Source organism: Mycobacteriales bacterium, from assembly GCA_035690485.1.
Classification (GTDB): domain Bacteria; phylum Actinomycetota; class Actinomycetes; order JAFAQI01; family DASSKL01; genus DASSKL01.
Window position 1 is genome coordinate 1 of the sequence record DASSKL010000010.1, and the last position, 24,987, is coordinate 24,987.

Genomic DNA, 24,987 nt, shown 5'->3' on the forward strand with positions numbered 1-24,987 from the left:
GTCCCAGAAAATTGTCTCGAACACTCAAGTCGGGGCAAGGTGTGCCGAAAACAGAACCAGGGGCCAGGAGACGGCGTTGCAGCGCCGGACCCAGCCCCTGGATTCAGAGTCGGTGTCGACTCACTCAGGACCAGTTACCGCCCCGCATGGCGCACCTCCTCCCGCGCTTCCTCTACACAGCGCATGGTGCGGCATGCGGGGCATCCTTTGTAGGCCTTTTGGAGTAATTACATCCGCGTCGTTCGGACATTCTTGCCCTGTGACGGACAAAGCCTCCTGTGACTGCTGTGAAAACTGGGGCCACAGCCGTGACTGATGGTGTCTGCGAGGTAGGGCTCCCCGGCTGAGCCGACGGATCTGAACGGCCCGCCGTCCCGACCGGCGCGGCGCCCACGACGCGGCCGCCCGGCCTAGCGAGCCGGTCGGCGGCTCCCTAGGACAAGCCGGCCAGCTCCGATGCGCGGCTCAGCACGTCGTCGAGCATGGTCTCGGTCAGCTTCCCGGTGAAGGTGTTCTGCTGGCTCGGGTGGAAGCAGCCCAGCACGGTCAGCCCGTCCTCCCCTAGTGCGATCTCGACCCCATGGCCGAACCGCGGCCGCCGGGCCGGCACGGGGTAGCCGAGCGCCTCCAGCACCGGCCATAGCGCGGCCCAGCCGAAGCCCCCCAGCACTACGACGACCCGCAGGGTCGAGCGCAGCTCGGCCAGCTCCCGCTCCATCCACGGACGACAGGTGTCGCGCTCCTCGGGGGTCGGCTTGTTGGCCGGCGGCGCGCAACGCACGGCGGCGAGCACCCGCGTGTGCCGCATCTCCTGACCGTCGTCGGCGCTGACGCTGGTCGGGAGCTTCGCCAACCCGGCCCGGTGCAGGGCGGCGAACAGCCAGTCGCCGCTGCGATCACCGGTGAAGATCCGTCCGGTGCGGTTGCCGCCGTGCGCCGCCGGCGCGAGCCCGACGACCGCGATCCGCGACCGCCGCGGACCGAACCCCGGAATCGGCCGGCCCCAGTAGATCTCCTCGCGGAACGACGCCCGCTTCTCCTCGGCGACCTGCTCGCGCCAGGCCACCAGACGGGGGCACGCGCGGCAGACGGAGACCCGGCCGCTGAGGTGGTCGAGCGTGGGCGCGCTGCCGGCGAGGCGGCGTACGTCGTCGGCGCTGCGCGCCACCGGCGTCGTGGCACTCGCGAGGTCGCCGGGCCAGCCTGATCCGGGAGGTACGCAGCGGCTCATCCGTCGGCCAGCCGGTAGGCGATGCCGTCGAGGATGTCGTGCTCGGAGGCGACGACCCCGTCGCAGCCCAGCCGGTCGATGATCCGGCGCAGCACCAGCGCACCCGCGGCGATGACGTCGACGCGACCCGGATGCATCACCGGGATCGCCGCACGTTGCGCGCGGTCGAGGTAGAGCAGCCGCTCGCTGATGTCGCGCACGCGGTCGGCCGGGATCCGGGCGTGGTGGATGCGCTCCGGGTCGTAGTCCGGCAGTTCGAGCGCGATCGCCGCGACGGTCGTCACCGAGCCGGCCAGACCCACGAGCGTGCGCGCCTCCTCGAACGGGACCTCCTCCCCGGCAAGCGCGATCGCCGAATCGATGTCGTCGGTGGCGGCCGCCACCTGCGCCGCGGTCGGCGGATCGGCGGCGAAGTGCCGCTCGCTCATCCGCACGCAGCCGATGTCGACCGACCTGGCCGCGTGCACCTCCCCGTCGCCCAGCACGAACTCCGTCGACCCCCCGCCGATGTCGACGACGAGGTACGGCGGATCGACCGGGCAGCCGGCGAGCTCACGGGTGGCGCCTTCGTAGGACAGCGCCGCCTCGGCCATGCCGGTCACCACCTCCGGGTCGACACCGAGGATCTCGCGCACTCCCGTGACGAACTCCTCGCGGTTGGCCGCGTCGCGGGTCGCCGACGTGGCGACCATGCGCACCGGCGGCGATCCGCACCGCTCCAGATCGGACGCGAAGGAGCGCAGGGCGGCGAACGTCCGCTCGAGGGCCTCGGCCGCGAACCGGCCGGTGCGGTCGACGCCCTGGCCGAGCCGGACGATCTCCATCCGGCGTACGACGTCGACGAGCCGCGCCCCGTCGACGTCGGCGACCAGCAGCCGGACCGAGTTGGTGCCGCAGTCGATGGCGGCGACCCGGCTCACGACACCTCCACGCACGGGCCGCGTGCGCCCCAGTCGGGCAGCAGGTCGAGCACCTCATCGCCGAGCGGGTTGACGCCGCGCCCGGCGGCGAGGGCGTGGGCGGCGAGCACGTGCAGGCACTTCACCCGGTCGGGCATGCCCCCGGCGCTGACGCCGATGCCGAGCGGCTCGACGGCGTCACGGCGACGCAGGTAGTCGTCGTGGGCGGCGCGGTACGCGGCCGCGAGGTCGGGATCGGCGTGCAGCCGTCGGCTCATCTCGCGCATGAGCCCGGAGCCCTCCAGCCGGCCGATCGCCGACGAGGCGCGCGGGCACGACAACCAGTAGAAGGTCGGGAACGGTTCGCCGTCGGGCAGCCGGGGCGCGGTCTCGAGGACGTCGGGCAGCCCGCAGCTGCAGGTGTGGGCCGCTCCGCGCAGGCCGCGCGGCGGCCGGCCGAGCTGCGCGGTGGCGACCGTCGTCAGGTCGGTCATCGAGCCGGCGCGATGGCCGGCGACCCGACGGCCTGCTGCACAGCGCGCTGGACGGTCTTCACCGGAGGGGGCGCGTCGGCCAGCTGCACGCTGTGCCACAGCTGGGTGTACCAGGGGTCGTGCGACGCGGGCCGCGGCGTGGGCGGCGCGTCACCCGGCGCGACGGCGGTGGCGGAGGCCGGGTCGCCCAGCACGATGTAGGCCGTCTCACCCGGCTTGACGAAGTGCAACCGCTCGCGCGCCTGCGCGGCGACGTAGGCGGGGTCCTGCCAGGTGCGCTGCTGGACCTTGAGCGCGTCGACCCGCGCCTGCTGGGCCGCCGTCTGCTGCTCGAGCCGCCCGATCGCGTGTCGCTGGCTGACGAAGACCTTGAACGGCAGGGCGAGCGCGAGCATCACGGACGCGATCGCGACGGCGAGCACGACCGCCCGGCCGGTGAAAGCCGCCCGCGACGCGGTGCCCTCCTCCGTGCCGGCGCGGCGGGCGGTGCCGGCGCGGGCCGGTCGGCCGCGCCGCGCGGTCGGCCGGGACCGGGACGGGCGACGAGCGCGTTCGCGGGTGGGGTCAGCCATCGGACTCCGGGCGCATCCGCGGGAACGCCGCCGCGCCGGCATAGCGCGCCGCGTCGTCGAGCTCCTCCTCGATGCGCAGCAGCTGGTTGTACTTCGCCACCCGCTCGGACCTCGCCGGCGCACCGGTCTTGATCTGCCCGCAGTCGGTGGCCACCGCGAGGTCGGCGATCGTGGTGTCCTCGGTCTCACCCGACCGGTGGCTCATCATCGTCCGGTAGCCGGAGCGGTGCGCGAGATCGACCGCGTCGAGCGTCTCGGTGAGCGTGCCGATCTGGTTGACCTTCACCAGCAGGGCGTTGGCCGCCCGCTCCCGGATGCCGCGCGCCAGCCGCTCGGGGTTGGTCACGAACAGGTCGTCGCCCACGAGCTGGACGCGCCCGCCGAGCACGGCGGTGAGGCGGGCCCAGCCCTCCCAGTCCTCCTCGTCGAGCGGATCCTCGATCGAGACGACCGGGTAGGCGCTGACGATCTCCTCGTAGTAGCCGGTCAGCTGGTCGGCGGTGCGCGCCTGACCCTCGAACCGGTAGCTGCCGTCGGCGCAGAACTCGGTCGCCGCGACGTCGAGAGCCAGCGCCACGTCACGACCGACCGTGAAGCCCGCGCCTTCGACCGCGGTGACGATCAGGTCGAGAGCGTCGCGGTTGCTCGGCAGGTCGGGGGCGAAGCCGCCCTCGTCGCCGAGCCCGGTCGACAGGCCGCGGCCCTTGAGGACGCCCTTGAGCGAGTGGTAGACCTCGGCGCCCCAGCGCACCGCCTCGCTGAACGTCGCAGCCCCGATCGGGGCGATCATGAACTCCTGGATGTCGACGTTGGTGTCGGCGTGCGCCCCACCGTTGAGGATGTTCATCATCGGGACGGGCAGCACGTGCGCGTTGGCCCCACCGACGTAGCGGAACAGCGGCAGGTTCGACGACTCCGCCGCCGCCCGGGCGACCGCCAGCGAGACCCCGAGGATCGCGTTGGCGCCGAAACGGGACTTGTCGGGCGTGCCATCGAGGTCGATCAGGGCCTGGTCGACCATCCGCTGCTCGGTCGCCTCGTGGCCGACGAGCTCGGGGCCGATGTCGTCGAGGACCGCGTTGACCGCCTTCTGCACGCCCTTGCCGCCGTAGCGGTCGCCGCCGTCGCGCAGCTCGACCGCCTCGAACTTGCCGGTCGACGCGCCGCTCGGCACCGCCGCGCGGGCGAGCGAGCCGTCGTCGAGGAGCACCTCGACCTCGACGGTGGGGTTGCCGCGCGAGTCGAGGATCTCGCGCGCACCGACGGCGTCGATCGCTGGCATGCGCCCGAGATTAACGAAACGGACGGCGTACGCCGTGCTGCCCCGCCGGGACGCCCGCGCTCGCGTTACGGCAGCAGCAGGCGGCGGAGCTGGGCGGGGGGCGGCGAACCGTGCGCCAGCACCGCGTCGTACGACGAGAGGCTGCCGAGGTCGGCGAAGAGGTCGGCCAGCTCGGTGTAGCCGACGAAGTAGGTCGACAGCTGGGCGCTGGTCAGCCGGGCGCGCCGCCACTTGCCGACCGCCTCACCCTCCTCCTGGAAGCCACGCCGGGTCATGAGATCGAGCGCCTCCGCCTCGGCCAGCTCACCGGCGTGCACGCCCGCGTCGAGGATGGCGTTGATGGTCATCCGCAGCTGCATCTTCAGCTGCTGAAGCCGCACGGGAGTGCCGCCGTGGCCGGCCTCGGCCATGATCCGCTCGGCGTGCACGGCCCAGCCCTCGACGAACGACCCGCTCCAGTACGCCGCCCGCAACGGTGTCGAGCCGGCGAACCTCCTCGCGGTGGCGAGCTGCAGCACGTGGCCCGGCATCGCCTCGTGGACGGCGAGGTCGACGACCATCGCGGAGTTGTACTCGCGGTAGAACGACGCGACGCGCTCGGGCGACCAGTCCGCCGGGGTCGGCGAGATCGCGAACGACGTCGTACCGACCGGCTCCAACGGCCCGGGCGGGTCGCAGTAGGCCACCGCGACCCCGCGGCGGAACTCCGGCATGACCTCGACCCGCACCGGGTCGTCGGGGATCGTGACGATGCCGAGCCGGCGGACGGCGTCCGTGCAGTCGGCGAGCGCCTGCCGGGCCGCGCCGACGATCGTCGTGTCGTCGGGGTGGTCGCGGGCGACATCGTCGAGGGCCGTCCGGATGATCTCGGCCGGCTCGCCGCCGCGACCGAGGTGGTCGCGGGCGACGGCGTAGAGCTGCTCGGTGACCTCGGCGAGGGACGCTTGCGCGCGCGAGAGCACGTCGGCGGGCGACAGCGGGGACTGCAGGGTGAGCCGCAGCTTGCGGTCGAACCGGTCGGCGCCCAGCCGGAAGTCGCGGTGCTCGCCCTCGATCAGCTCGCGCAGGTGCTCCTCGTGCTCGGCCAGCGCGGCGAGGGCACGCTGCTGTGCCGGCTCGACGACGCCGCGCAGCCCGGGCTCGCCGGCGAGCAGCCGGCTCACCTCGTCGCGGACCATGCCGACCGTGCCCGCGTGCTGCAGCAGCGCCGTCTCGACGTGGACGTGCGGCGGTCGCACCAGCTGCCGCCGCGCCGTGGCGACCACGTCGGTGAACGCGTCGAGCCGCGCGGCGATCGAACGCAGCCGGTCGGGGAGCGCCGGGACCTCACGGGTCAGCAACGGGTGCAGCGCCTCGCCGAGGTTGTAGGCAAGCGGGTTCCAGGTGTGCTCCGCGAGCTCGTCGATCGCGAAGACCTCGCGGTCGAGCACGCCGGCCAGGACCGTGGCGTCGACGGCGTCCTCGGGATCGAGCGCGGTGGTGTCCACGGCGGCGAGAGCGCTGCGGTGCGCGGCCGCCCGGTCGCGGGCGGCGCGGCGGCCTTCGACGGTGCGATCGGTCAGCCGATCGTCGAACCGGTGGTCGCCGACGTCGGTCGCCCGCTCCGGGTTGTCGGCCAGCAGGTCGTCGAGCGCAGCGCCCGCCACCTGCCGGAACTGCTCGGCTTCGGTCACCGGCCCTCCCAGCGCTGCTGCCACTGCCGCACGTCGAACTCCTTCGGATCGAGCCCGGCGCTGCGGGCCTCCCGCTCGACCTCGGCGAGCCGGTCTCGGAACGCCCTGGCGCGGCCGCGAAGAGCCGCCTCCGGGTCGACGTCCTGCAGCCGCGCGAGCAGGACTGCGGCCCACAGCAGCTCGCCGACCGTGTCGACGCCGGACCGCTCCTCGACGACGGCCGCAGCGGCGCTCACGGCCTGCCCGGGCGTCTCGGCAGCGGCGATCTCCGGCGACAGCAGGCCCGGCGGCAGGCCGAGCTTGGTCGCCTTGCGCTGCAGGGTGGCGGCGAGGGTCAGCGCCGGCTGCGACATCGCGACGCCGTCGGTCACCGACGTACGCCGCTTCTCCTCGGTCTTGATGACGTCCCAGTTGGCGACGACGTCGTCCGCCCCCGCCACCTCCACGTCGGCGAAGACGTGCGGGTGCCGGCGGACCAGCTTGTCGACCAGCCCCGACGCGACGTCGTCGATCGACCAGGGCCGCTCGGTGTCCTCCTGCGCGACCCGCGCGTGGAAGGCGACCTGTAGCAGCACGTCGCCGAGCTCCTCGCGCAGCGCGTCGCGGTCCCCCTCCTCGATCGCCTCGAACGCCTCGTAGGCCTCTTCCAGCAGGTAGGGCCCGAGGCTCTCGTGCGTCTGCTGCGCGTCCCAGGGGCAGCCGCCCGGCGAGCGCAGCCGGTCCATCGTGGTGACGACGTCGAGCAGCCGGGCGCCGGGCAGGTCGAAGGAACCGTCGAGGACCTCGACCTCGAGGCCTGCGTCACCCAGCGCCCGCAGCGCGCTCAGCAGGGCGTCGTCGCCCTCCGGCGCGACCAACCAGACGGCGGGCACGGCCCGGGCGCGCTCCCGCAGCTCCCGCGCGGTGGCCTCGGGTTCGCCGTCGAGGACGTCCACGTCGATGCCGGCGTGCCGGACCGCCTCCAGCTGCGGGTGCTCGGGGTCGCCGGTGAGCGCGACGCCGGTGCGCAGCGTCTCCCACGCCGGCCAGGACAGCAGCCCGGGCGCCACCCGGGGCGAGGTGGCGAGAAGGACGACACGGTCGGGCACCTGCCCACCATGCCAGAGCCGGTCGGGCTGCCGGTCAGCCGCCGAGCGGGAGAGTCGGCTGGGCCGTCGGCTTCGACTGCAGCGGCTTGGACAGCGTGTCGACGCGGGCGACGACCTGGTTGGTGTTGGGGTCGTAGCGGCCGAAGCGCGGGTTGATGTGCACGCCGAGCCGCTTGGCGGTCGCGGAGAGCACCTTGGCCTCCAGCGTCGACTGCTGGTCCTGCAGGTAGGCGCGGCGCAGGTCGGGCTTGGCCTGCGCGAACGTCGTCGTACGCCGCGCGATGACCTTCACCACGTGCCACCCGAACTGGCTGTGCACCTCGATGATCGATCCGGGCTTGGCCGCGAAGATCGCGTCGGCGAAGGCGGGGACGAACTGCCCGCGCCCGGCGTAGCCGAGCTCGCCGCCGTTAGCCGCCGAGCCCTGGTCGGTGGAGTACTGCTTGGCCAGCGCGCCGAACGACGCCGGGTCCTTGCGGGCCTCGGCCAGGATCTTGTCGGCGGTCGCCTTGTCCTTGACCAGGATGTGGGCCGAGCGCACCTGGTCGTAGTCGTCGATGTGCTGCTCGTAGAGCTGGCGCAGCGTGCTGTCGGGCACCTTGACGTCGGCGACCAGCTTGTCGCCGAGCTTCTGCTGGAGCAGCACGTCCTCGACGAGGCCGCGCAGGTCGCCGGGGGCGAAACCGGACCGCTCCGCCTGCTGCTCGAGCGCCTTCATGCCGCCGGCCTGTTGGGCGTAGACCTTCAGCTGCTGGTCGATCTCGCCGTTGGTGACGGTGATGCCGCGCTCCTGGGCGGCGGTGCGCACCACGGCGGAGCCGACCATCCGGCTGAGCTGGCTGCGCTCGAAGTCGAGCTTGCTGCCGAGCGCCTGGGCCGCCTGCGGGTTTCCCGTGTAGGCGCGGTGGACCATCGAGGCGAGCTGGTCGACCGAGAACGACGTGTTGCCGACGACGGCCGCCGCGCCGGGGTTCGTGGTGCACCCGGACAGCGCAAGCCCACCGGCGAGGGCCAGGACGGCTGCGGCGGTGAGTCGACGGGAGTTGCGGATCAACGAAGGTCCTCTCGGTCCGGCACGTGCACGGTGCGTCAGCCCGCGGCCGGGGCCAGCGCCCCGACCACCTCGTCGAGCAGCTGGCGGCACCAGTCCAACAACGTGAGGTCCCGCAGCGGCGTTCCGCCGATGCGGGCGGTCGTCGGTCGCGGCACCAGCACGGTACGCACCGGCGCCTTGACGACGGAGCCAGGGTAGAGCCGCTGCAGCCGCAGGGTTTGGGACTCCCTCAGCTCGAGCGGCGCGAAGCGGATCTTGTCGCCCTGCAGCGCGACCTCGGTGAGCCCGTAGCGGCGCGCGTGCACGCGGAAGGCCGCGACGTGCAGGAGGTTCTCGACCGGCTGGGGCAGCGGGCCGTAGCGGTCGGCGAGCTCGGCGCGCACGTCGTCGATCGCGTCCTCGGTGCGGATCGAGGCGATCCGGCGGTAGGCCTCCAACCGCAGCCGTTCGACGCCGACGTAGTCGTGCGGCAGGTGCGCGTCGACCGGCAGCTCGATGCGGACCTCGGGCAGCTCCTCGTCCTGCTCGCCCTTGAACTCCGCCACGGCCTCACCGACCAGCCGGATGTAGAGGTCGAAGCCGACCGCGGCGATGTGGCCGGACTGCTCACCGCCGAGCAGGTTGCCCGCACCGCGGATCTCCAGGTCACGCATGGCGACCGCCATGCCGGCTCCCAGGTCGGAGTGCTGGGCGATCGTCGCCAGACGATCGTGCGCCTCTTCGGTCAGCGGCCGCTCCGGGGCGTAGGTGAAGTAGGCGTAGGCCCGCTCGCGCCCCCGGCCCACCCGACCGCGCAGCTGGTGCAGCTGACCGAGGCCGAGCAGGTCCGCGCGCTCGACGACGAGGGTGTTGGCGTTGGCGATGTCGAGGCCGCTCTCGACGATCGTCGTGCAGACGAGGACATCGTAGGCCTTCTCCCAGAAGTCGACCATGACCTGCTCGAGCGTGTCCTCGTGCATCTGCCCGTGCGCGGTGGCGATCCGCGCCTCGGGCACGAGCCCGCGCAGCCGTGCGGCGGCCCGGTCGATCGACTCGACCCGGTTGTGCAGGTAGAAGACCTGGCCCTCGCGGAGCAGCTCGCGGCGGATGGCGGCGGCGATCTGCTTCTCGTCGTACGGCCCGACGAACGTCAGCACCGGGTGCCGCTCCTCCGGCGGCGTCTGGATGACGCTCATCTCGCGGATACCGGTGATCGACATCTCCAGCGTCCGCGGGATCGGGGTCGCGCTCATCGTCAGCACGTCGACGCTGGTGCGCAGCCGCTTCAGGAACTCCTTGTGCTCCACGCCGAACCGCTGCTCCTCGTCGACGACGACGAGACCGAGGTCCTTGAAGGACGTCGACGACTGCAGCAACCGGTGGGTGCCGATGACGACGTCGACCTCACCGCTCGCCAGCCCGGCGATGACGGCCCGCTGCTCCCGGTCGGACTGGAAGCGGCTGAGCACCTTGACGGTGACCGGGAACGGCGCGAACCGCTCCGAGAACGTCACGAAGTGCTGCTGCGCCAGCAAGGTCGTCGGCACGAGCACGGCGACCTGCTTGCCATCGGTGACGGCCTTGAACGCCGCCCGCACCGAGATCTCCGTCTTGCCGTAGCCGACATCGCCGCAGATCACCCGGTCCATGGGGTGCGGCTGCTCCATGTCGGCCTTGACCTCGTCGATGGCCTCGAGCTGGTCGGGGGTCTCCGTGTAGGGAAAGGCGTCCTCGAGCTCGCGCTGCCAGGGCGTGTCGGAGCCGAACGCGTGACCGGGAGCGCTCATCCGCGCGGCGTAGAGGCGGATCAGCTCGGCCGCGATCTCGCGGACCGCCTTGCGGGCACGACCCTTGCGCTTGGCCCAGTCGCCGCCGCCCATCTTGTCGAGGGTGGGGTGCTCCCCGCCGACGTAGCGGGTGACCTGGTCAAGGGAGTCGGTGGGCACGTAGAGCCGGTCGCCGGGATGGCCTCGCTTACTGGGGGCGTACTCGATGACGAGGTACTCGCGGGTCGCGCCCTGCACGGTGCGCTGCACCATCTCGACGTAGCGGCCGACGCCGTGCTGCTCGTGCACCACGAAGTCGCCGGCGGCAAGCTGCAACGGGTCGATCGTGTTGCGCCGACGGCTGGGCAGCCGGCGTTCCTCACGGCTGGCGGCGCGGGCGCCGGCGAGGTCCGTCTCCGTCAGCACGGCGAGCCGCAGCTGCTCGCTGATGAAACCGCCGGTCAGGCAGCCCGTGGTGACGAGCGCGGCCGACGCCTCGGGCTCGTCGGTGAGCGACGGCTCGAGCCGCGCGCCGACGTCCTCACCGCGCAGCACCTCGACCAGCCGCTCGGCCGGACCGCGGCCCTCGGTGACGAGCACCACCCGCCAGCCGTCGTGCAGCCACCGGCGTACGTCGTCGACGGCTCGCTTGGTCTCGCCGCGGTAGCCCTCGACCGACTGCGCGGCGACGACCTGCACGCCGTCATCGGCGAGGCTCTCGTCGACGGTGAACGGCGAGACGCTCCACCAGGGCAGCCCCAGCTCCCGCGCGTCGTGTCGCACGTCGGCGAGCGACTTGTACGCCGCCGCGCCCACGTCGATCGGGGCGGCGCCGCCGCCGGCCGCGGCCGTCCAGGACGCCTCGAGGAACTCCTGGCTGGTGCGCACCAGCTCGTGCGCCCGGGTGCGCACCCGCTCGGGGTCGCACACCAGCACGTGGGTGCCGGCCGGCAGGTCGTCGAGCAGCAGGACGAGGCGGTCGACGAGCACCGGGGCGAGCGCCTCCATGCCCTCGACCGGGATGCCTTCGGCCAACTTGCCGGCGATGTCCGCCAGCTCGGGATGCGCGTCGGCGAGGTCGGCGGCGCGGGCGCGCACCTGCTCGGTGAGCAGCAGCTCCCGGCAGGGCGGGGCCCACAGCCCGCGCTCGGCGACCTCGAGCGACCGCTGGTCGGCGACCTTGAAGTAGCGCACCTCCTCGACCGTGTCGCCCCAGAACTCCACGCGCAGCGGGTGTTCCTCGGTCGGCGGGAAGACGTCGAGCAGCCCGCCCCGGACGGCGAACTCGCCACGCTTCTCGACCATGTCGACGCGGTGGTAGGCGATGTCGGCGAGGCGGCGTACGACGCCGTCGAAGTCGCACTCGTCCCCCGTGCGCAACGACACCGGCTCGAGGTCGCCGAGGCCGGGGACCTGCGGCTGCAGGACGCTGCGCACCGGTGCGACGACCACCGAGACGCGGCCGGTGGTCGGGTCGTCGCTGCTCGGGTGCCGCAACCGCCGCAGCACGGCCAGGCGCCGGCCGACGGTGTCGGCGCGGGGCGACAACCGTTCGTGCGGCAACGTCTCCCACGCGGGGTACTCGACGACCTGGTCGGGCGGGAGCAGGGACTGCAGGGCGGAGACGAGATCCTCGGCCTCCCGTGCGGTCGCGGTCACCGCAAGCACCGGCCGGTCGGCCTTCGCGGCAAGCAGCGCAGCGACGAACGGGCGCATCGACACCGGTGCCGACAGCTCGAGGTCCGTGACCTTGCCGGCAGCGTCGATCGCAGCGGAGAGCGCCGGATCGCGGGCAAGCGTGTCTAGAAGACCGGAGAGCGTCATGAGTTGTCCCCAGGATATCGGGCGGATCCGGCGCCCGGATGCCCTGCCTCGGGCCACGAAGGGTCAGTCGTTGTAGCGGTTCTGGGCTCGCTCGAGGCCTTCGGTGAGCAGCGCCTCGACCGCGTCGGCGGCGCGTTCGAGGTGCAGGTCGATGTCCTTGCGCTCGGCGGTCGAGAAGTCGCGCAGCACCCACTCGGCCGGGTCCTGCCGGCCCGGCGGACGGCCGATCCCGAAGCGCACCCGGTAGAAGTCGCCGGTGCCCAGTGACGCGCGCAGTGACCGCAGGCCGTTGTGGCCGTTGTCGCCGCCGGCGTACTTCAGCCGCAGCGTGCCGTAGGGCAGGTCGAGCTCGTCGTGGACGACGGCCAGCCGATCGGGAGGGATCTTGTAGAAGTCGCGGAGCGCGCAGACCGGGCCGCCCGAGTCGTTCATGTAGGACAGCGGCTTGGCGAGCACCACGCGGCTGCCGCCGATGCGGTCCTCGAGGACCTCCGCGCGGCCGCGGTGCACCTTGAACCTGCCGGCGAGCCGCTCGGCGAGGACGTCGAGCACGAGGAAGCCGGCGTTGTGCCGGTTGGCGACATGGCGCGGGCCCGGGTTGCCGAGGCCGACGACCAGCCAGGCGCCCTCCGATTCGGGCACCGGGAGGGCTTACTCGGCGGGAGTCTGCTCGGGCGACGGTCCGCCCTCGCCGGACTGCGTGTCGGGCACGACGTCGCCCTCGCCGGTCGCGGCCTCGCTCTCGGCCTCGGCCTTGGCCGCCTCCTGTGCGGCAGCACCGGCCTCGCCCGCGCCGAGCTCGGCCTCGGCCTGCGCGAGCTCCGCGTCGATCTGGGCCGCAGTGGGGGCCTGGGCGATGTGGATGATCGTCGCCTCGGGGTCGGTCTTGAGCTCCGCGCCCTCCGGCAGCTTCAGGTCGCCGGCATGCACGGACTGGCCGACCTCGAGCACGCTGATGTCGAGGTGGATCGGCTGCGGGATGCTGGTGGCCTCGACCTCGAGGCTGACGGTGGTCAGTTGCACGTCGAGCAGCCCGTCGCTCGGCGCCTCGCCCTCGGCGACGACCGGGACGTCGACGGTGACCCGTTCGCCACGGCGGACGAGCAGCAGGTCGACGTGGGCGACGGCGCCACGCAGCGGGTCACGCTGGATCGCCTTGGCCAGCGCGAGCTCGGACGCCCCGTCGATCTGCAGGTCGAGAAGGACGTTCGCGCCCGCCTCCGTCCGCAGCGCGTGCTCGAAGTCGCGCGCCGGCAGCGCGATGTGCCGCGGGTCCTCGCCGTGGCCGTAGAGGACGGCGGGCACCTTGCCGGCCCGACGGGTGCGCCGGGCGGCACCTTTGCCGAACTCGGTGCGCGGTTCGGCGGCGATGCGGACCTCGGACACGGCGGGACTCCTCGAAACGACGTACGACGTGAATGCTCACGGTGCACGAGCGGCCCGCGGCGCGAGTTGCCAGTCTAAGCCGGTCAGGCGTTGCCGTCGAAGAGGGAGGTGACCGAGCCGTCGGCGAAGACCTCGCTGATCGCCCGGGCGACGAGCGGCGCGATCGAGACGACGGTCAGCTTGTCGAACTGCTTCTCCGGCCCGATCGGCAGCGTGTTGGTGAGCACGACCTCGCAGATCCGGCTGTTCTTCAACCGGTCGATGGCCGGCTCCGACAGGATCCCGTGCGTCGCGGCGACGATCACCGACTCGGCACCGTCGGCGAACAAGGTCTCGGCCGCCTTCGTGATGGTGCCGGCGGTGTCGATCATGTCGTCGACCAGGATGCAGGTGCGGCCCTGCACCTCGCCGACCACGCGGTTGGCGACGACCGAGTTGGCGACCGTGATGTCGCGGGTCTTGTGGATGAACGCCAGCGGGGTGCCGCCCAGGCGCTCGGTCCAGCGCTCGGCGACCCGCACCCGGCCGGAGTCCGGCGAGACGACGGTCACGCGGCTGAGGTCGTAGTTCTCCGAGATGTGCTTCGCGAGCAGGGGCAGCGCGAACAGGTGGTCGACCGGCCCGTCGAAGAAGCCCTGGATCTGGCTGGTGTGCAGGTCGACGGTGAGGACCCGGTTCGCACCGGCGGTCCTGTAGAGGTCGGCGACGAGCCGGGCGGTGATGGGCTCGCGGCCACGACTCTTCTTGTCCTGGCGGGCGTAGGGGTAGTAGGGGACGACGACCGTGATGCGCTTGGCCGAGCCCCGCTTCAGGGCGTCGCACATCACGAGCGTCTCCATGATCCACTCGTTGACCGGCGCCGTCATCGACTGGATGACGAACGCGTCGCAGCCGCGGACCGACTCCTCGAAGCGGGTGTAGATCTCCCCGTCGGCGAAGTCACGACTGTCGGTCGGGCTCACCGCGATCTCCAGCTCGCGGGCGATCTCCTCGGCCAGCGCAGGGTGCGCGCGACCGGAGAACAGCATCAGCGTCTTCTCGCCGGTGGTCTTGATGCCGGTCACGGCTGGTTCTCCCCTGGAAGTTGGTCGGTCGTGGAAGGGGAAGGTGCCTCCATTGTGCCGCCCGCACCGGCCCGCCGAGCGGCGGCGGCCGACTTCGTCCCGGCGCGTCGCCGCAGGACCCAGTCCACGACGTTGCGCTGGCGGGCCCGGGCGACGGCCAGAGCCCCGGGCGGCACCTCGTCGGTGACCACCGAACCCGCCGCGGTGTAGGCGCCGTCACCGACCCGCAGCGGCGCGACGAGCATCGTGTCGCTACCGATCCGCACGTCGTCGCCCACCGACGTGTGGTGCTTGTCGACCCCGTCGTAGTTGACGAAGACCGTGGCGCAGCCGATGTTGGAGCGCTCGCCGATCGTCGCGTCCCCGACGTAGGTCAGGTGCGGCACCTTGGTGTCGTCGCCCACGACGGCGTTCTTCATCTCGACGAAGATGCCCGCCTTGGTGCGCGCGCCGAGACGGGTGCCCGGGCGCAGGTAGGTCCACGGTCCGACGTCGGCCTGCGGGCCGATGACCGCGCCGACCGCGACGGTGTTGACGACTCGGGCCTCCTCGCCGACGGCGGTGTCGGTGAGCGTGCAGTTGGGTCCGACGACGGCGCCGTCGGCGAGCGTCGTACGTCCCTTGAGCTGGGTGTTGGGCTCGATCGTCACGTCACGGCCGACGGTCACCTCCGCGTCAAGCCAGGTGGTGGCCGGGTCGACGATGGTGGCGCCCGCGCGCATGGCGGCCTCGACGAGACGGTCGCGCAGCACCCGGCCGGCGTGCGCGAGCTGCACGCGGTCGTTGACGCCGAGCGTCTCGTCGGCATCCGCGACGGTGTGGGCGCCGACCCCACGCCCGTCGGCGACGAGAATCTCGATGACGTCGGTGAGGTACTGCTCGCCCTGCGCGTTGTCGGTGGTGATGCGCTGCAGCGCGTCGTGCAGCAGCGCGGCGTCGAACGCGTAGACCGACGTGCCGACCTCGCGGATCCGCCTGGTCTGCTCGTCGGCGTCGCGTTCCTCGACGATTGCCCGCACGCCGCCGGCATCGTCGCGAACCACCCGGCCGTAGCCGGTGGGATCCACCAGGTGAGCGGTCAGCAACGTGGCGGCGGCGGCCGACTCGGCGTGCTCGTCCAGCAGAGCCGCGAGGGTCGCGGTCGTCAGCAGCGGCGCGTCGCCCGGGACGACGACGACGGTCCCGTCGAGCCGCGGCAAGGCGTCGAGGGCAACGCGTACGGCGTGACCGGTGCCGTCCTGGGACTCCTGGACCACCGCCGTGGCGGAGGGATCGATCTCCGCGAGGTACTTGTCGACCGCCTCGCGACCGTGGCCGATGACGACCGCGACATGGGGCGCCTGGAGGGGCGCGACCGCGGCGAGCACGTGCCCGAGCAGCGAACGGCCGCCGATCTCGTGCAGGACCTTGGGGTGAGCGGAGCGCATCCGGGTGCCCTGTCCGGCGGCGAGGACGACGACCGCGGCGGGCCGGCTCTCGGTCACGCCTCAAGGCTAGCGGTGGGCTCGCCGCCCCGGCACACCCGCGACGGTTGCCCACCACGCCGAACACGTCGGAAAACTGCCAGGCGAGGCTAGGCAGTACCTCGCCTAAGAAGCAAACGGGGGATCAGCAGAATTGCAATTGGCTGCGCCGTCTGGACTCGAACCAGAAAACCCGGAGTCAAAGTCCGGTGTGTTGCCAATTACACCACGGCGCAATCAACAATTCGTTGGCGATTCCGGTGAATGCTTCGCCAGTCTCAGTATATCGGCTGCGAACGCGACGGCGCCGTAAGGGCGGCAGCAACGCCGACCCACGCTCTCGTCCGTGGGTCATGACGCTTCAGGGAAGTCGCCGTGAACGAGGTCAGAGGGTGCCCGACGACATCCGACCAGTAATGCATTGCGGCCTTGGCGTCGGCAGTCTCGTGAATCTGCAGTCGGAACCGCAAACGATCGGATTCAACGCCCACCAGCAACAACCAACTGAGAAACGTGGTGACCATCGTCGGGTCGGAGTTGCAGAACGTCACGCGCTCGCGGCGCGAAGTAAGGCTTGTCCTTGGCTCCCTCCGCCCAGTAGAGCGCGACACCGATCAGGTAGAGCTCTCGTTCGGTCACCTTCCCGACGGATGCGCTGGCCCGAGCCTTCGTCACGAGGCGCTCGATGTTGCGGCGGCGACGAACAAGGGCCCGGCCCGGCGCAGCGCGCGGGCGCGCCCGGCCCGCGGATCTTCGTCGAAGTCCATGAGCTGATCTTCCGCGAACCCCCCGACACCTGGGGGCATGGCGAGCTGCCCTGTGGGCAAACCGGGCGCAGGGGTTTCGTCGTACATCTCCAGGAGAGCCCACAAGCAGCGCCACCCTCTCTCGCCAACCTACGGATGCGTAGGTTACGGTGGCGTAGCCAGCACATCGGTATGCCGAGGAGCAGCATGACCGCACCCACGACCACCGCACCCGCCCGCCCGAGCCGGCCGACCGCCAACGCGCCCAAGCCGTTGCAGTTCGTGCCGGGCAGCATGACCAAGGCGCGGGTTGAACAGGTGGCGCTGGGGCTGTTCATCGCGATCCCGGCGCTCGCCGTGGCCGCCGCGGTGCCCGTCGCGTGGGGCTGGGGCCTCGGCTGGCGCGACATCGTGATCGCGATCGTGATGTTCTACTTCACCGGCCACGGCATCACGGTCGGCTTCCACCGCTACTTCACCCACGGATCGTTCAAGGCGAAGCGGCCGCTGCGGATCGTGCTCGCCGTCGCCGGCAGCATGGCCGTGCAGGGCTCGGTCGTCCGCTGGGTCGCCGACCACAGGCGCCACCACGCGTTCAGCGACCGCGACGGCGATCCGCACTCGCCGTGGCGCTACGGCGAGAACCTCAAGGGCCTCGCCAAGGGCTTCTGGCACGCCCACATCGGCTGGCTGTTCGACACCGAGCAGACCAACCAGGAGCGCTTCGCACCGGACCTCCTCGCCGACAAGGACATCCGCCGGGTCGACCGCGCCTTCCCGACCCTGACCGCCGTCACGCTGCTGCTGCCGCCGCTGGTGGGCGGCCTGTGGTCGCTGTCGTGGCAGGGCGCGCTGACGGCGTTCTTCTGGGGCAGCCTGGTCCGCGTCGCGGCCCTGCACCACACGACCTGGTCGATCAACTCGATCTGCCACATGTGGGGTTCCAAGCCCTTCAAGAGCCGCGACCGCTCGGTCAACGTCTGGTGGCTCGCGCTGCTGTCCATGGGCGAGTCGTGGCACAACCTGCACCACGCCGAGCCGACCAGCGCCCGGCACGGAGTGAGCCGCGGCCAGATCGACACGAGCGCCGAGCTCATCCGCCTCTTCGAGAAGCTCGGCTGGGCCTACGACGTCCGCTGGCCGACGCCCGAACGACTGCGCAAGCTGCGGGTCGCCGAGGTCGCGTGACCGACGGCGCCAGCCAGCCTGTCGAGGGAGCCCGCCCGGTCCGGGTACGCATGTCCGGCAAGGAGCGCCGGGAGCAGCTCCTCGAGATCGGCCGCGTGGTCTTCGCCGAGAAGGGCTTCGACGCCGCATCGACCGAGGAGATCGCCGCCCGCGCCGGCGTCTCGAAGCCGGTCGTCTACGAGCACTTCGGCGGCAAGGAAGGTCTCTACGCCGTCGTCGTCGACCGCGAGATGCAGCGGCTGGCCGACCGCATCACCAGCGCGCTGACCGCAGGCCATCCGCGGGAGCTGCTGGAGCAGGCCGCCCTCGCGCTGCTCGGTTACATCGAGGGCGACACCGACGGGTTCCGCATCCTCGTGCGCGACTCCCCGGTCGCCTCGGAGTCGGGCACGTTCGCCAGCCTCATCAGTGACATCGCCAACCGCGTCGAGCACATCCTGGGCAACGAGTTCGCGATGCGCGGCTTCGACCCGGGCCTCGCGCCGATGTACGCCCAGGCGCTCGTCGGCATGGTCGCGCTCACCGGCCAGTGGTGGCTCGACGCGCGCCAGCCGGGCCGCAACGAGGTCGCCGCCCACCTGGTCAACCTTGCCTGGAACGGCCTGTCGCACCTCGACAAGGCGCCGACGCTGCGTCGACGCTGACCCTGCGGGGCAGGTCCCCCGCGTGACCTTGCTCGTCGGCACGTCCGGATGGCAGTACGCCGACTGGCGCGAGCCGTTCTACGCCGGGGTGCCCCAGCGCCGGTGGTTCGAGCACGTGCTCGCGGCCTTTCGCACCACCGAGCTCAACGTGTCGTTCTACCGCCTGCCGAAGCGCGAGACGTTCGAAGGCTGGGCCCGCCGCTCGCCCGCGGACGCGATCGTCACGGTCAAGGCCAGCCGCTACCTCACCCACGTCAAACGGCTTCGCGACCCGGCGCCCTCGGTGGCGCTGCTCGTGGAGCGCGCGACCGGCCTGGGCGCCAAGCTCGGCCCCGTGCTCGTGCAGCTGCCACCGGACCTGCACGTCGACGTGGACGGGTTGCGCGCGACGCTCGACGCATTCCCCTCCGGCGTACGAGTTGCCGTCGAGCCCCGGCACGACTCGTGGTGGACCGACGAGGTCCGAGACGTGCTCGCCGCGCACGGTGCCACCCTGGTCTGGGCGGACCGCGAGGAGAGGTCTCTCGGCCCGCTGTGGCGCACGGCCGACTGGGGCTACCTGCGGCTGCACGCGGGAGCCGCCGACGTCTGGCCCTTCTACCGCCCGGAGGCGCTGGCCGGCTGGGTCGACCGGCTGACCGGCACCTGGCCCGACGACGCCGACGTGTTCGTCTACTTCAACAACGACCCCGGCTGCGCGGCCGTGCACGACGCGGTGCACTTCGCGGCGTACGCCGAAGGCCACGGCCACCCGGTCTCGCGGGTGCCGCAGCACCCCGAGGTGGCCTACGCCTGCGGGGCGAGGAGCTCGACCCGGTTGCCGAACGGGTCGTCGCTGTAGAAGCGGCGACGAGGCGCTAGCTCGTCGTCCCAGGTCACCGAACGGCCGGCGGCCGCAAGCCGGTCGGCCAGGCCGTCGAGGTCGTGCACGACGAACGCGACATGCGCCTTGCGCGCCGGGCGGAACTCGGCCTCGACGCCCAGGTGCACCTCGGTGCCGTGCCCCCGGAACCAGCAGCCGCCGCGGGCGGCGAGCACCGGCGGCTTCGGTGCCTCGACCAGGCCGAGCAGGTCGGCGTAGTAGCCGCGCGCAGCGTCCTCCCCGCCGGTCGGGATCGCGACCTGGACGTGGTCGAGGCCGGTCACCGAGGCCGGCTGAGCCGCGCCGCCGCGCCGGCCCACCGCGAAGATCCGGCGGAACGGCAGCAACGTGCCGTGCTCCCCCTTCGGGTAGGCGGCGCGCAGCCGCGCGGCCAGCTCGGCGAGGAACTCCGCCTGCTCGGCCCCGTCGAGGCGGGCGAGAACCGGCCGCAGCGCGGTTCCCTTGACCCACTCGAGCACCGCATCGTCGCCGGGGAGCAGGTGCTGGTAGGTCGTCTCCCACACGTCGGCGTGCAGGCCGGCCGCGGCGAGGGCCGCGAGGTAGTCGCCCGGTTGGCACACCCCGGCGCCGCGGTCCGCGTCGGCGCCGAGCAGGTCGCGCCACCGCGGCGAGCGGCGCAGGTCGAGGATCGCCCGGTGGCTGGGCGCCTCGAAGTTGCCCGGCACCTGGAAGGCCAGCGTGCCGCCCGGTGCGACGTGCCCGGCGAGCACGCCGAGCAGGTCGATGTGGCCGGGCACCCACTGCAACGTCGCGTTGGCCACGAGGACGTCGACCGGCTCGTCCGGCCGCCACTCGCGCAGGTCCTGCTGCCGGAACTCCAGCCGCCCCGGAAGCTCCAGAACCTTGGCCTCGGCGAGCATCTCCGGCGAGCTGTCGATCCCGACGACCCGAGCGGCCGGCCAGCGCCTGGACAGCGCGGCCGTGAGCTGTCCCGGTCCGCAGCCGAGGTCCACCACCCGCCGGGCCGCGGGGACGTCGACACGGGCCAACAGGTCGAAGAACGGCCGCGCCCGCTCGTCGCCGAAGCGCTGGTACTGCTGCGGGTCCCACCCCGTCACGAAGCCTCCTCCGCCAGCTGAAGCCACTGGTCCTCGAGCCGTGCCTTCTCGGCGAGCACCTCCCGCAGCTCGGCGTCGAGACCGAGCACAGCCTCGTAGTCGCTCGCCCGCTCGGCAAGAGCGGTGTGCAGCTCCTGCTCCCGGCGGGCCACCCGCTCGAGCGCGCGCTCGACCCGTTGCAGCTCCTTGCGGGTGGCCCGCGAGTCCGCCTTACGAGCCGGGGCGGCGGTGGAGGGGGACGTCGAGCGCGTCGCCAGGTAGTCGTCGACACCGCCGGGCAGGTGCCGCAGCCGGCCGTCACCCGGCAGCGCGTAGACCGCGTCGCACACCCGCTCGAGGAAGTAGCGGTCGTGGCTGACGGCGACGAGGGTGCCCGGCCACCCGTCGAGCAGGTCCTCGAGCTGGGTCAGCGTCTCGATGTCGAGGTCGTTGGTCGGCTCGTCGAGCAGCAGCACGTTGGGCCCGCCCATCAACAGGCGCAGCAGCTGCAGGCGGCGCCGCTCTCCGCCCGACAGGTCGCCGACCGGCGTCCACTGCCGGGCCCCGCCGAAGCCGAACCGCTCGAGCAGCTGCGACGCGGTCAGCTCGCGCTTGCCGAGATCGACCACGTTCGCGACGTCCTCGACCGCCTCGAGCACCCGGCGGCTCTCGTCCAGCTCGGCGACGGTCTGCGAGAGGTACGCCGCCCGCACGGTCCGCCCGACCCGTACCCGGCCGGCCGAGGGCGCGAGCTCGCCGGCGAGCAGCCGCAGCAGCGACGTCTTGCCGCTGCCGTTGACCCCGACGAGGCCGATCCGGTCGCCCGGGCCCAGGCGCCAGGTCACCCGGTCCAGCAGCGTGCGGCCGCCGACCGAGAGGCTCACGTCCTCCACGTCGTAGACGTCCTTGCCGAGCCGGGCGGCGGCGAAGCGCTGCAACGCCACGGTGTCGCGAGCCGGCGGCTCGGCCGCGATCAGCTCGTTGGCCGCCTCGATGCGGAAGCGCGGCTTCGACGTACGCGCCGGCGGGCCGCGGCGCAGCCACGCGAGCTCCTTGCGCAGGAGGTTGGTGCGGCGCTCCTCGGCGGCGGCCTCCAGACGCGTCCGTTCGGCGCGGGCGAGGACGTACGACGAGTAGCCGCCGTCGTAGGCGTGGACGCGCCCGGCGGCCACCTCCCACGTCGTCTCGCAGACCGCGTCGAGGAACCACCGGTCATGAGTGACCACGACCAGAGCCAGCCGGCGCGACACCAGGTGCCGGGCGAGCCAGTCGATGCCTTCGACGTCGAGATGGTTGGTCGGCTCGTCGAGCAGCAGCAGGTCGAGGTCGGTGCACAGCAGGGCGGCGAGGGCGACCCGCCGCCGCTCACCGCCGGACAGCGGGGCGAGCGGTGCGTCCATCGGCAGCCCGGCGACGAGGCCGCCGAACACGTCGCGGACGCGCGCGTCGCCGGCCCACTCGTGGTCCGGGCGGTCGCCGACGATCGCCTGCCGCACGCTCAGCCCCGAGTCCCGCTCGTCGGCCTGCGCGAGGAAGCCGAGCCGCAGGCCGCCGGTGTGCGTGACCCGGCCCGAGTCGGGCGGCTCCCGGCCCGCCAGCACGGCGAGCAGCGTCGACTTGCCGGCGCCGTTGGGGCCGACGACCCCGATGCGCTCGCCGGCCGCGACGCCGAGGGAGATCCCGTCGAGCAGGGTGACGACGCCATAGCCCTTGGCGACGGTCTCCAGGTTGACGAGGTTGGCGCCGCCGGCCATCAGCGACGCGGACCGGCGGGCGCTGCCTCGACCGGTTCGTCAACAACGACCCGCGCCCCTGCGACCGGCCCGTCGGCCCGGCGGATGCCGCGGCAGACGTCCATGCCGGCGAGCGCGGCCGCGACGTGGACGCCGTCGTCGGCGGAGCGCGTGAGGAACGCGACGGTCGGACCGGACCCCGACACGACGGCGCCGACCGCCCCGACCTCGCGACCGGCTTCGAGCACCCGTCCCAGCTGCGGTCGCAGCCGCAGGGCGGCTGGTTGCAGGTCGTTGCACAGCGTGCGCCCGAGCGCGACCGGGTCGCCGCTGCGCAGCGCCGCGAGCACGCCGTCGAGGTTGGCCTCGGGTTGCGGCTGCTCCGCGCGCATCGCGTCGAGCGCGGCGTAGACGGCCGGCGTCGACAGCCCGCCGTCGGCGAGCGCGAAGACCCAGTGGTAGGTGCCGCGTCCGAGCACCGGTGAGAGCTGCTCCCCGCGCCCGGCGCCCAGCGCGGTGCCGCCCTGCAGCGCGAACGGCACGTCGCTGCCCAGCCCGGCGGCCAGGCCGAGCATCGTCTCGCGGTCCAGCCCGGTGTCCCACAGGGCGTCGACGGCGACCAGCGCACCGGCGGCGTCGGCGGAGCCGCCCGCCATGCCCCCGGCGACGGGGATCCCCTTGCGGATGGTGAGGCGCACGGCCGGCTCGCGGCCGGTGAGCGCGGCGACCGCCCGCACGGCCTGCACCGCGAGGTTGCGGTCGTCGAGGGGCACGTCGTCGGCGCCCTCGCCCACCACGCCGACCGAGAGCCGCTCGGCCGGCTCGACGACCACGTCGTCGTAGAGCGAGACCGCGTGGAAGACCGTCGAGAGCTCGTGGAAGCCGTCGTCGCGCAGCGGCCCGACGCACAGCGCGAGGTTGACCTTCGCCGGCACCCGCACCGTCACGGCGCCGGGCGCCGGACGTGTGTCGTGCGGCTGGCTCACCCCTCGATGCTAGGAGGCGCCGGTAGCCGCCCCGCGCGCCGCGGCGATCCGCGCGAAGTCGTCGACGCCCAAGCCCTCACCGCGCGCACCGGGGTCGACGCCCGCGGCGCGCAGCACCGCCTCGGCCGCCGAAGGAGACCCGGCCCACGCGGAAAGCGCCGCCCGCAACGTCTTGCGCCGCTGGGCGAACGCCGCGTCGATGACGGCGAACACCTCGCCGCGGCTCGCCGTGGTGGCCGGAGGAGCGTGCCGGGTGAAGGCGACCAGCCCGGAGTGGACGCGCGGCTCGGGCCAGAAGACCGTGCGGGAGACCGGACCGGCCCGGCGTACGTCGGCGTACCAGCGGGCTTTGACCGACGGCGCGCCGTAGGTCCGGGACCCCGGGCCGGCCGCGAGCCGGTCGGCGACCTCGGCCTGCACCATGACCAGCCCACCGGCCAGTGAGGGGAACCGCTCGAGCGCGTGCAGCAGCACCGGGACCGCGACGTTGTAGGGCAGGTTCGCGACCAGCCGCGTGGGGGGCTCGCCGGGCAGCACCTCGAGGCGCATTGCGTCGGCCGTGACGACGTCGAGGCGGTGGGCGTAGGCCGGAAGCCTCGTGCGCACCGTCTCGGGAAGCGCCCCGGCGAGCACGGGGTCGATCTCCACGGCGACAACCCGTCCGACCTCCGGCAGGAGCCCCAGGGTCAGCGAGCCGAGCCCGGGGCCGACCTCGAGGACGACGTCCTCGGCGCGGACGCCGGCCGCGCGCACGATCCGGCGGACGGTGTTCGCGTCAATGACGAAGTTCTGCCCGAGCGTCTTGGTCGGCCGCAAGCCGAGCGCCGCAGCGATCTCGCGGACCGCGGCGGCGCCGAGCAGCCCGGAGCCGGGGCGGTCAGCTGTAGAGATAGTGACCGCAGACCGGCCACGGCGAGTCACCGCTGCGGGAGTAGAGGATCTGCGCCCGGTAGGTCTGCTCGCCCGAGGAGGCGTCGATCGGGTCGCCTGCACCGCCCACGCCGTGCCAGGTGCCCAACGAGAACTGGTAGAGCCCGCGGTAGGTGCCGCCCGGCGAGACGGCGCGCGGGTTGCCGCCGGACTCGCACTGGGCGAGCGCGCCCCAGTTGAGGCCGTCGGCGCTCGGGGCGTGCTGGGGCGCGGCCGGCCTGACCTTGGTGCCGACGACGACGACGCGGGTGACCGGAGCCTGGGTGACGACGCTGTTCATCAGCTTCTTCTTCCAGGGCTTGCCGTCGCGCATCGTGTAGATGTAGTCGAGCGTGCGGACCCCCGGCCGACCCTCCTGCAGCACCTTCTTCTGGTCGCGGTACATCGAGGAGTCGTAGCGGGTTTCCGTGCCGAACGGCAGCGCCACGCTCTCCAGCACCCGGCGGTCACGGATGCGGGTGACGGTCACGACGAGGCCGTCGGTGGGGTAGGTCCACGACGGCACGCTGACCAGGTCACTGGGCGCGAGGTCGAGGTGGAGCTGCCAGCGCAGCAGGTCGTCGACGCTCCTCGCCGTCGTGGTCGGCTGCAGCGTGTGGCCGTCGACCAGGATCGTCGGGTGCTGCGGGGTGCGCACGGTCAGGCTGAGCCCCTTGCGGGGGATCGTCAGCGAGCGCGAGGCGGAGATGAACTCGCCGGACTCCCGCAGGCCCAGCTCGCCGAGGGCGTCGTCGACGCTGGCGGCCGTCACCCAGACCTTGCGCTCCTTGCCGTTGACCGTCAGCGCGAGCTCGCGCGCGTGGCGCACCACGACGCGGCCGCCGTCCTTGATCGCCGCATGCTCGTCGGGGACGACCAGGTCGTGCGGGCCCACCTCGACGCCGGCACGGTCGAGGACTCCTGCGACGTCTCCCGCGAACGTGTGGATCTGGCGCTGCTGGCCGTCGACCGAGACCGTGACGGTCTTGCCGAGCGCCGCGTAGGCCACCGCACCACCGCTGAGAAGGGTGAGCACGGCCACGAAGAACGCGAGGGCGGCAGGAGAGCGGCGCACAATGCTCCAAG

General features: G+C 72.7%; 21 protein-coding genes and 1 tRNA gene. 3 read left to right on the forward strand and 19 right to left on the reverse strand.

Annotation, left to right across the window (positions count from 1 at the left end; genetic code table 11):
- Nucleotides 1–433 precede the first annotated feature (433 nt).
- The 14 genes from VFJ21_01845 to VFJ21_01910 all read right to left on the reverse strand — a co-directional run bounded on the left by VFJ21_01845 (nucleotide 434) and on the right by VFJ21_01910 (nucleotide 16,011).
- Nucleotides 434–1,231 carry a uracil-DNA glycosylase gene (locus VFJ21_01845; protein HET7405866.1) on the reverse strand — a complete coding sequence of 266 codons (798 nt, stop codon included), beginning with the start codon at nucleotides 1,229–1,231 and terminating at the stop codon, nucleotides 434–436.
- Entirely contained in the window at nucleotides 1,228–2,151 is a 924-nt protein-coding gene (locus tag VFJ21_01850) for a Ppx/GppA phosphatase family protein (protein ID HET7405867.1), read from the reverse strand. Before VFJ21_01850 ends, VFJ21_01845 begins: the two co-directional genes overlap by 4 nt.
- The gene (locus tag VFJ21_01855) at nucleotides 2,148–2,624 is read right to left on the reverse strand and encodes a DUF501 domain-containing protein (GenBank protein HET7405868.1); all 477 of its coding nucleotides are present in this window, start codon (nucleotides 2,622–2,624) and stop codon (nucleotides 2,148–2,150) included. Before VFJ21_01855 ends, VFJ21_01850 begins: the two co-directional genes overlap by 4 nt.
- Nucleotides 2,621–3,196, reverse strand: coding sequence for a septum formation initiator family protein (locus tag VFJ21_01860; GenBank protein HET7405869.1), 576 nt, complete (start codon nucleotides 3,194–3,196; stop codon nucleotides 2,621–2,623). Before VFJ21_01860 ends, VFJ21_01855 begins: the two co-directional genes overlap by 4 nt.
- Nucleotides 3,189–4,478, reverse strand: coding sequence for a phosphopyruvate hydratase (gene eno, locus VFJ21_01865; GenBank protein ID HET7405870.1), 1,290 nt, complete (start codon nucleotides 4,476–4,478; stop codon nucleotides 3,189–3,191). The genes VFJ21_01860 and eno overlap by 8 nt, the downstream gene beginning before the upstream one ends.
- A gap of 65 nt (nucleotides 4,479–4,543) precedes the next feature.
- On the reverse strand, nucleotides 4,544–6,151 hold the full coding sequence (locus VFJ21_01870; protein ID HET7405871.1) for a DUF885 domain-containing protein: 1,608 nt from the start codon (nucleotides 6,149–6,151) through the stop codon (nucleotides 4,544–4,546).
- Complete coding sequence (mazG, locus tag VFJ21_01875) at nucleotides 6,148–7,239, reverse strand: nucleoside triphosphate pyrophosphohydrolase (GenBank protein HET7405872.1); 1,092 nt, start codon at nucleotides 7,237–7,239, stop codon at nucleotides 6,148–6,150. The genes VFJ21_01870 and mazG overlap by 4 nt, the downstream gene beginning before the upstream one ends.
- Before the next feature lie 34 nt (nucleotides 7,240–7,273).
- On the reverse strand, nucleotides 7,274–8,293 hold the full coding sequence (locus VFJ21_01880) for a peptidylprolyl isomerase (GenBank protein ID HET7405873.1): 1,020 nt from the start codon (nucleotides 8,291–8,293) through the stop codon (nucleotides 7,274–7,276).
- Nucleotides 8,294–8,328: 35 nt separating this feature from the next.
- A complete protein-coding gene (mfd, locus tag VFJ21_01885; protein ID HET7405874.1) occupies nucleotides 8,329–11,862 on the reverse strand; it encodes a transcription-repair coupling factor in 3,534 nt (1,177 codons plus the stop codon).
- 63 nt (nucleotides 11,863–11,925) lie between these two features.
- Nucleotides 11,926–12,504, reverse strand: a complete 579-nt coding sequence (gene pth / locus VFJ21_01890; protein HET7405875.1) for an aminoacyl-tRNA hydrolase — start codon at nucleotides 12,502–12,504, stop codon at nucleotides 11,926–11,928.
- 9 nt (nucleotides 12,505–12,513) lie between these two features.
- On the reverse strand, nucleotides 12,514–13,248 hold the full coding sequence (locus VFJ21_01895; GenBank protein ID HET7405876.1) for a 50S ribosomal protein L25/general stress protein Ctc: 735 nt from the start codon (nucleotides 13,246–13,248) through the stop codon (nucleotides 12,514–12,516).
- Between the two features lie 83 nt (nucleotides 13,249–13,331).
- The gene (locus tag VFJ21_01900) at nucleotides 13,332–14,312 is read right to left on the reverse strand and encodes a ribose-phosphate diphosphokinase (protein ID HET7405877.1); all 981 of its coding nucleotides are present in this window, start codon (nucleotides 14,310–14,312) and stop codon (nucleotides 13,332–13,334) included.
- Nucleotides 14,309–15,796, reverse strand: a complete 1,488-nt coding sequence (gene glmU / locus VFJ21_01905) for a bifunctional UDP-N-acetylglucosamine diphosphorylase/glucosamine-1-phosphate N-acetyltransferase GlmU (protein ID HET7405878.1) — start codon at nucleotides 15,794–15,796, stop codon at nucleotides 14,309–14,311. The genes VFJ21_01900 and glmU overlap by 4 nt, the downstream gene beginning before the upstream one ends.
- A 140-nt stretch (nucleotides 15,797–15,936) precedes the next feature.
- Nucleotides 15,937–16,011: transfer RNA gene (locus VFJ21_01910), tRNA-Gln, on the reverse strand.
- A 717-nt stretch (nucleotides 16,012–16,728) separates the two neighbouring features.
- On the opposite strand from VFJ21_01910, the gene VFJ21_01915 reads away from it, so the two are divergent.
- The 3 genes from VFJ21_01915 to VFJ21_01925 are packed head-to-tail and all read left to right on the forward strand — an operon-like array spanning nucleotide 16,729 to nucleotide 19,194.
- A complete protein-coding gene (locus VFJ21_01915; protein HET7405879.1) occupies nucleotides 16,729–17,709 on the forward strand; it encodes an acyl-CoA desaturase in 981 nt (326 codons plus the stop codon).
- A 50-nt stretch (nucleotides 17,710–17,759) separates the two neighbouring features.
- Nucleotides 17,760–18,353: a TetR/AcrR family transcriptional regulator gene (locus VFJ21_01920; protein ID HET7405880.1), complete on the forward strand. Its 594-nt coding sequence runs from the start codon at nucleotides 17,760–17,762 to the stop codon at nucleotides 18,351–18,353.
- A 22-nt stretch (nucleotides 18,354–18,375) separates the two neighbouring features.
- The gene (locus VFJ21_01925; GenBank protein HET7405881.1) at nucleotides 18,376–19,194 is read left to right on the forward strand and encodes a DUF72 domain-containing protein; all 819 of its coding nucleotides are present in this window, start codon (nucleotides 18,376–18,378) and stop codon (nucleotides 19,192–19,194) included.
- Here the strand turns inward: VFJ21_01925 and VFJ21_01930 are convergent.
- From VFJ21_01930 to VFJ21_01950, 5 genes are read right to left on the reverse strand one after another with little or no spacing between them, the layout of a single operon-like run.
- Nucleotides 19,140–20,294 (reverse strand): trans-aconitate 2-methyltransferase, encoded by a 1,155-nt coding sequence (locus VFJ21_01930; GenBank protein ID HET7405882.1) that lies wholly within the window; start codon nucleotides 20,292–20,294, stop codon nucleotides 19,140–19,142. The genes VFJ21_01925 and VFJ21_01930 overlap by 55 nt on opposite strands.
- Nucleotides 20,291–22,027: an ABC-F family ATP-binding cassette domain-containing protein gene (locus VFJ21_01935; GenBank protein HET7405883.1), complete on the reverse strand. Its 1,737-nt coding sequence runs from the start codon at nucleotides 22,025–22,027 to the stop codon at nucleotides 20,291–20,293. The genes VFJ21_01930 and VFJ21_01935 overlap by 4 nt, the downstream gene beginning before the upstream one ends.
- Nucleotides 22,027–22,992 (reverse strand): 4-(cytidine 5'-diphospho)-2-C-methyl-D-erythritol kinase, encoded by a 966-nt coding sequence (locus VFJ21_01940; protein ID HET7405884.1) that lies wholly within the window; start codon nucleotides 22,990–22,992, stop codon nucleotides 22,027–22,029. Before VFJ21_01940 ends, VFJ21_01935 begins: the two co-directional genes overlap by 1 nt.
- A 9-nt stretch (nucleotides 22,993–23,001) precedes the next feature.
- Complete coding sequence (rsmA, locus tag VFJ21_01945) at nucleotides 23,002–23,913, reverse strand: 16S rRNA (adenine(1518)-N(6)/adenine(1519)-N(6))-dimethyltransferase RsmA (protein ID HET7405885.1); 912 nt, start codon at nucleotides 23,911–23,913, stop codon at nucleotides 23,002–23,004.
- Nucleotides 23,870–24,976, reverse strand: coding sequence for a ubiquitin-like domain-containing protein (locus tag VFJ21_01950; protein HET7405886.1), 1,107 nt, complete (start codon nucleotides 24,974–24,976; stop codon nucleotides 23,870–23,872). Before VFJ21_01950 ends, rsmA begins: the two co-directional genes overlap by 44 nt.
- Nucleotides 24,977–24,987 lie beyond the last annotated feature (11 nt).

What these genes read in the sequence shown, in the direction of transcription:
- VFJ21_01935 (HET7405883.1), bottom strand. Translation starts at nt 22,027, where the DNA reads ATGGCCGGCGGCGCCAACCTCGTCAACCTGGAGACCGTCGCCAAGGGC.
- mfd (HET7405874.1), bottom strand. Translation starts at nt 11,862, where the DNA reads ATGACGCTCTCCGGTCTTCTAGACACGCTTGCCCGCGATCCGGCGCTC.
- VFJ21_01860 (HET7405869.1), bottom strand. Translation starts at nt 3,196, where the DNA reads ATGGCTGACCCCACCCGCGAACGCGCTCGTCGCCCGTCCCGGTCCCGG.
- VFJ21_01855 (HET7405868.1), bottom strand. Translation starts at nt 2,624, where the DNA reads ATGACCGACCTGACGACGGTCGCCACCGCGCAGCTCGGCCGGCCGCCG.
- VFJ21_01920 (HET7405880.1), top strand. Translation starts at nt 17,760, where the DNA reads ATGTCCGGCAAGGAGCGCCGGGAGCAGCTCCTCGAGATCGGCCGCGTG.
- VFJ21_01845 (HET7405866.1), bottom strand. Translation starts at nt 1,231, where the DNA reads ATGAGCCGCTGCGTACCTCCCGGATCAGGCTGGCCCGGCGACCTCGCG.
- eno (HET7405870.1), bottom strand. Translation starts at nt 4,478, where the DNA reads ATGCCAGCGATCGACGCCGTCGGTGCGCGCGAGATCCTCGACTCGCGC.
- VFJ21_01915 (HET7405879.1), top strand. Translation starts at nt 16,729, where the DNA reads ATGACCGCACCCACGACCACCGCACCCGCCCGCCCGAGCCGGCCGACC.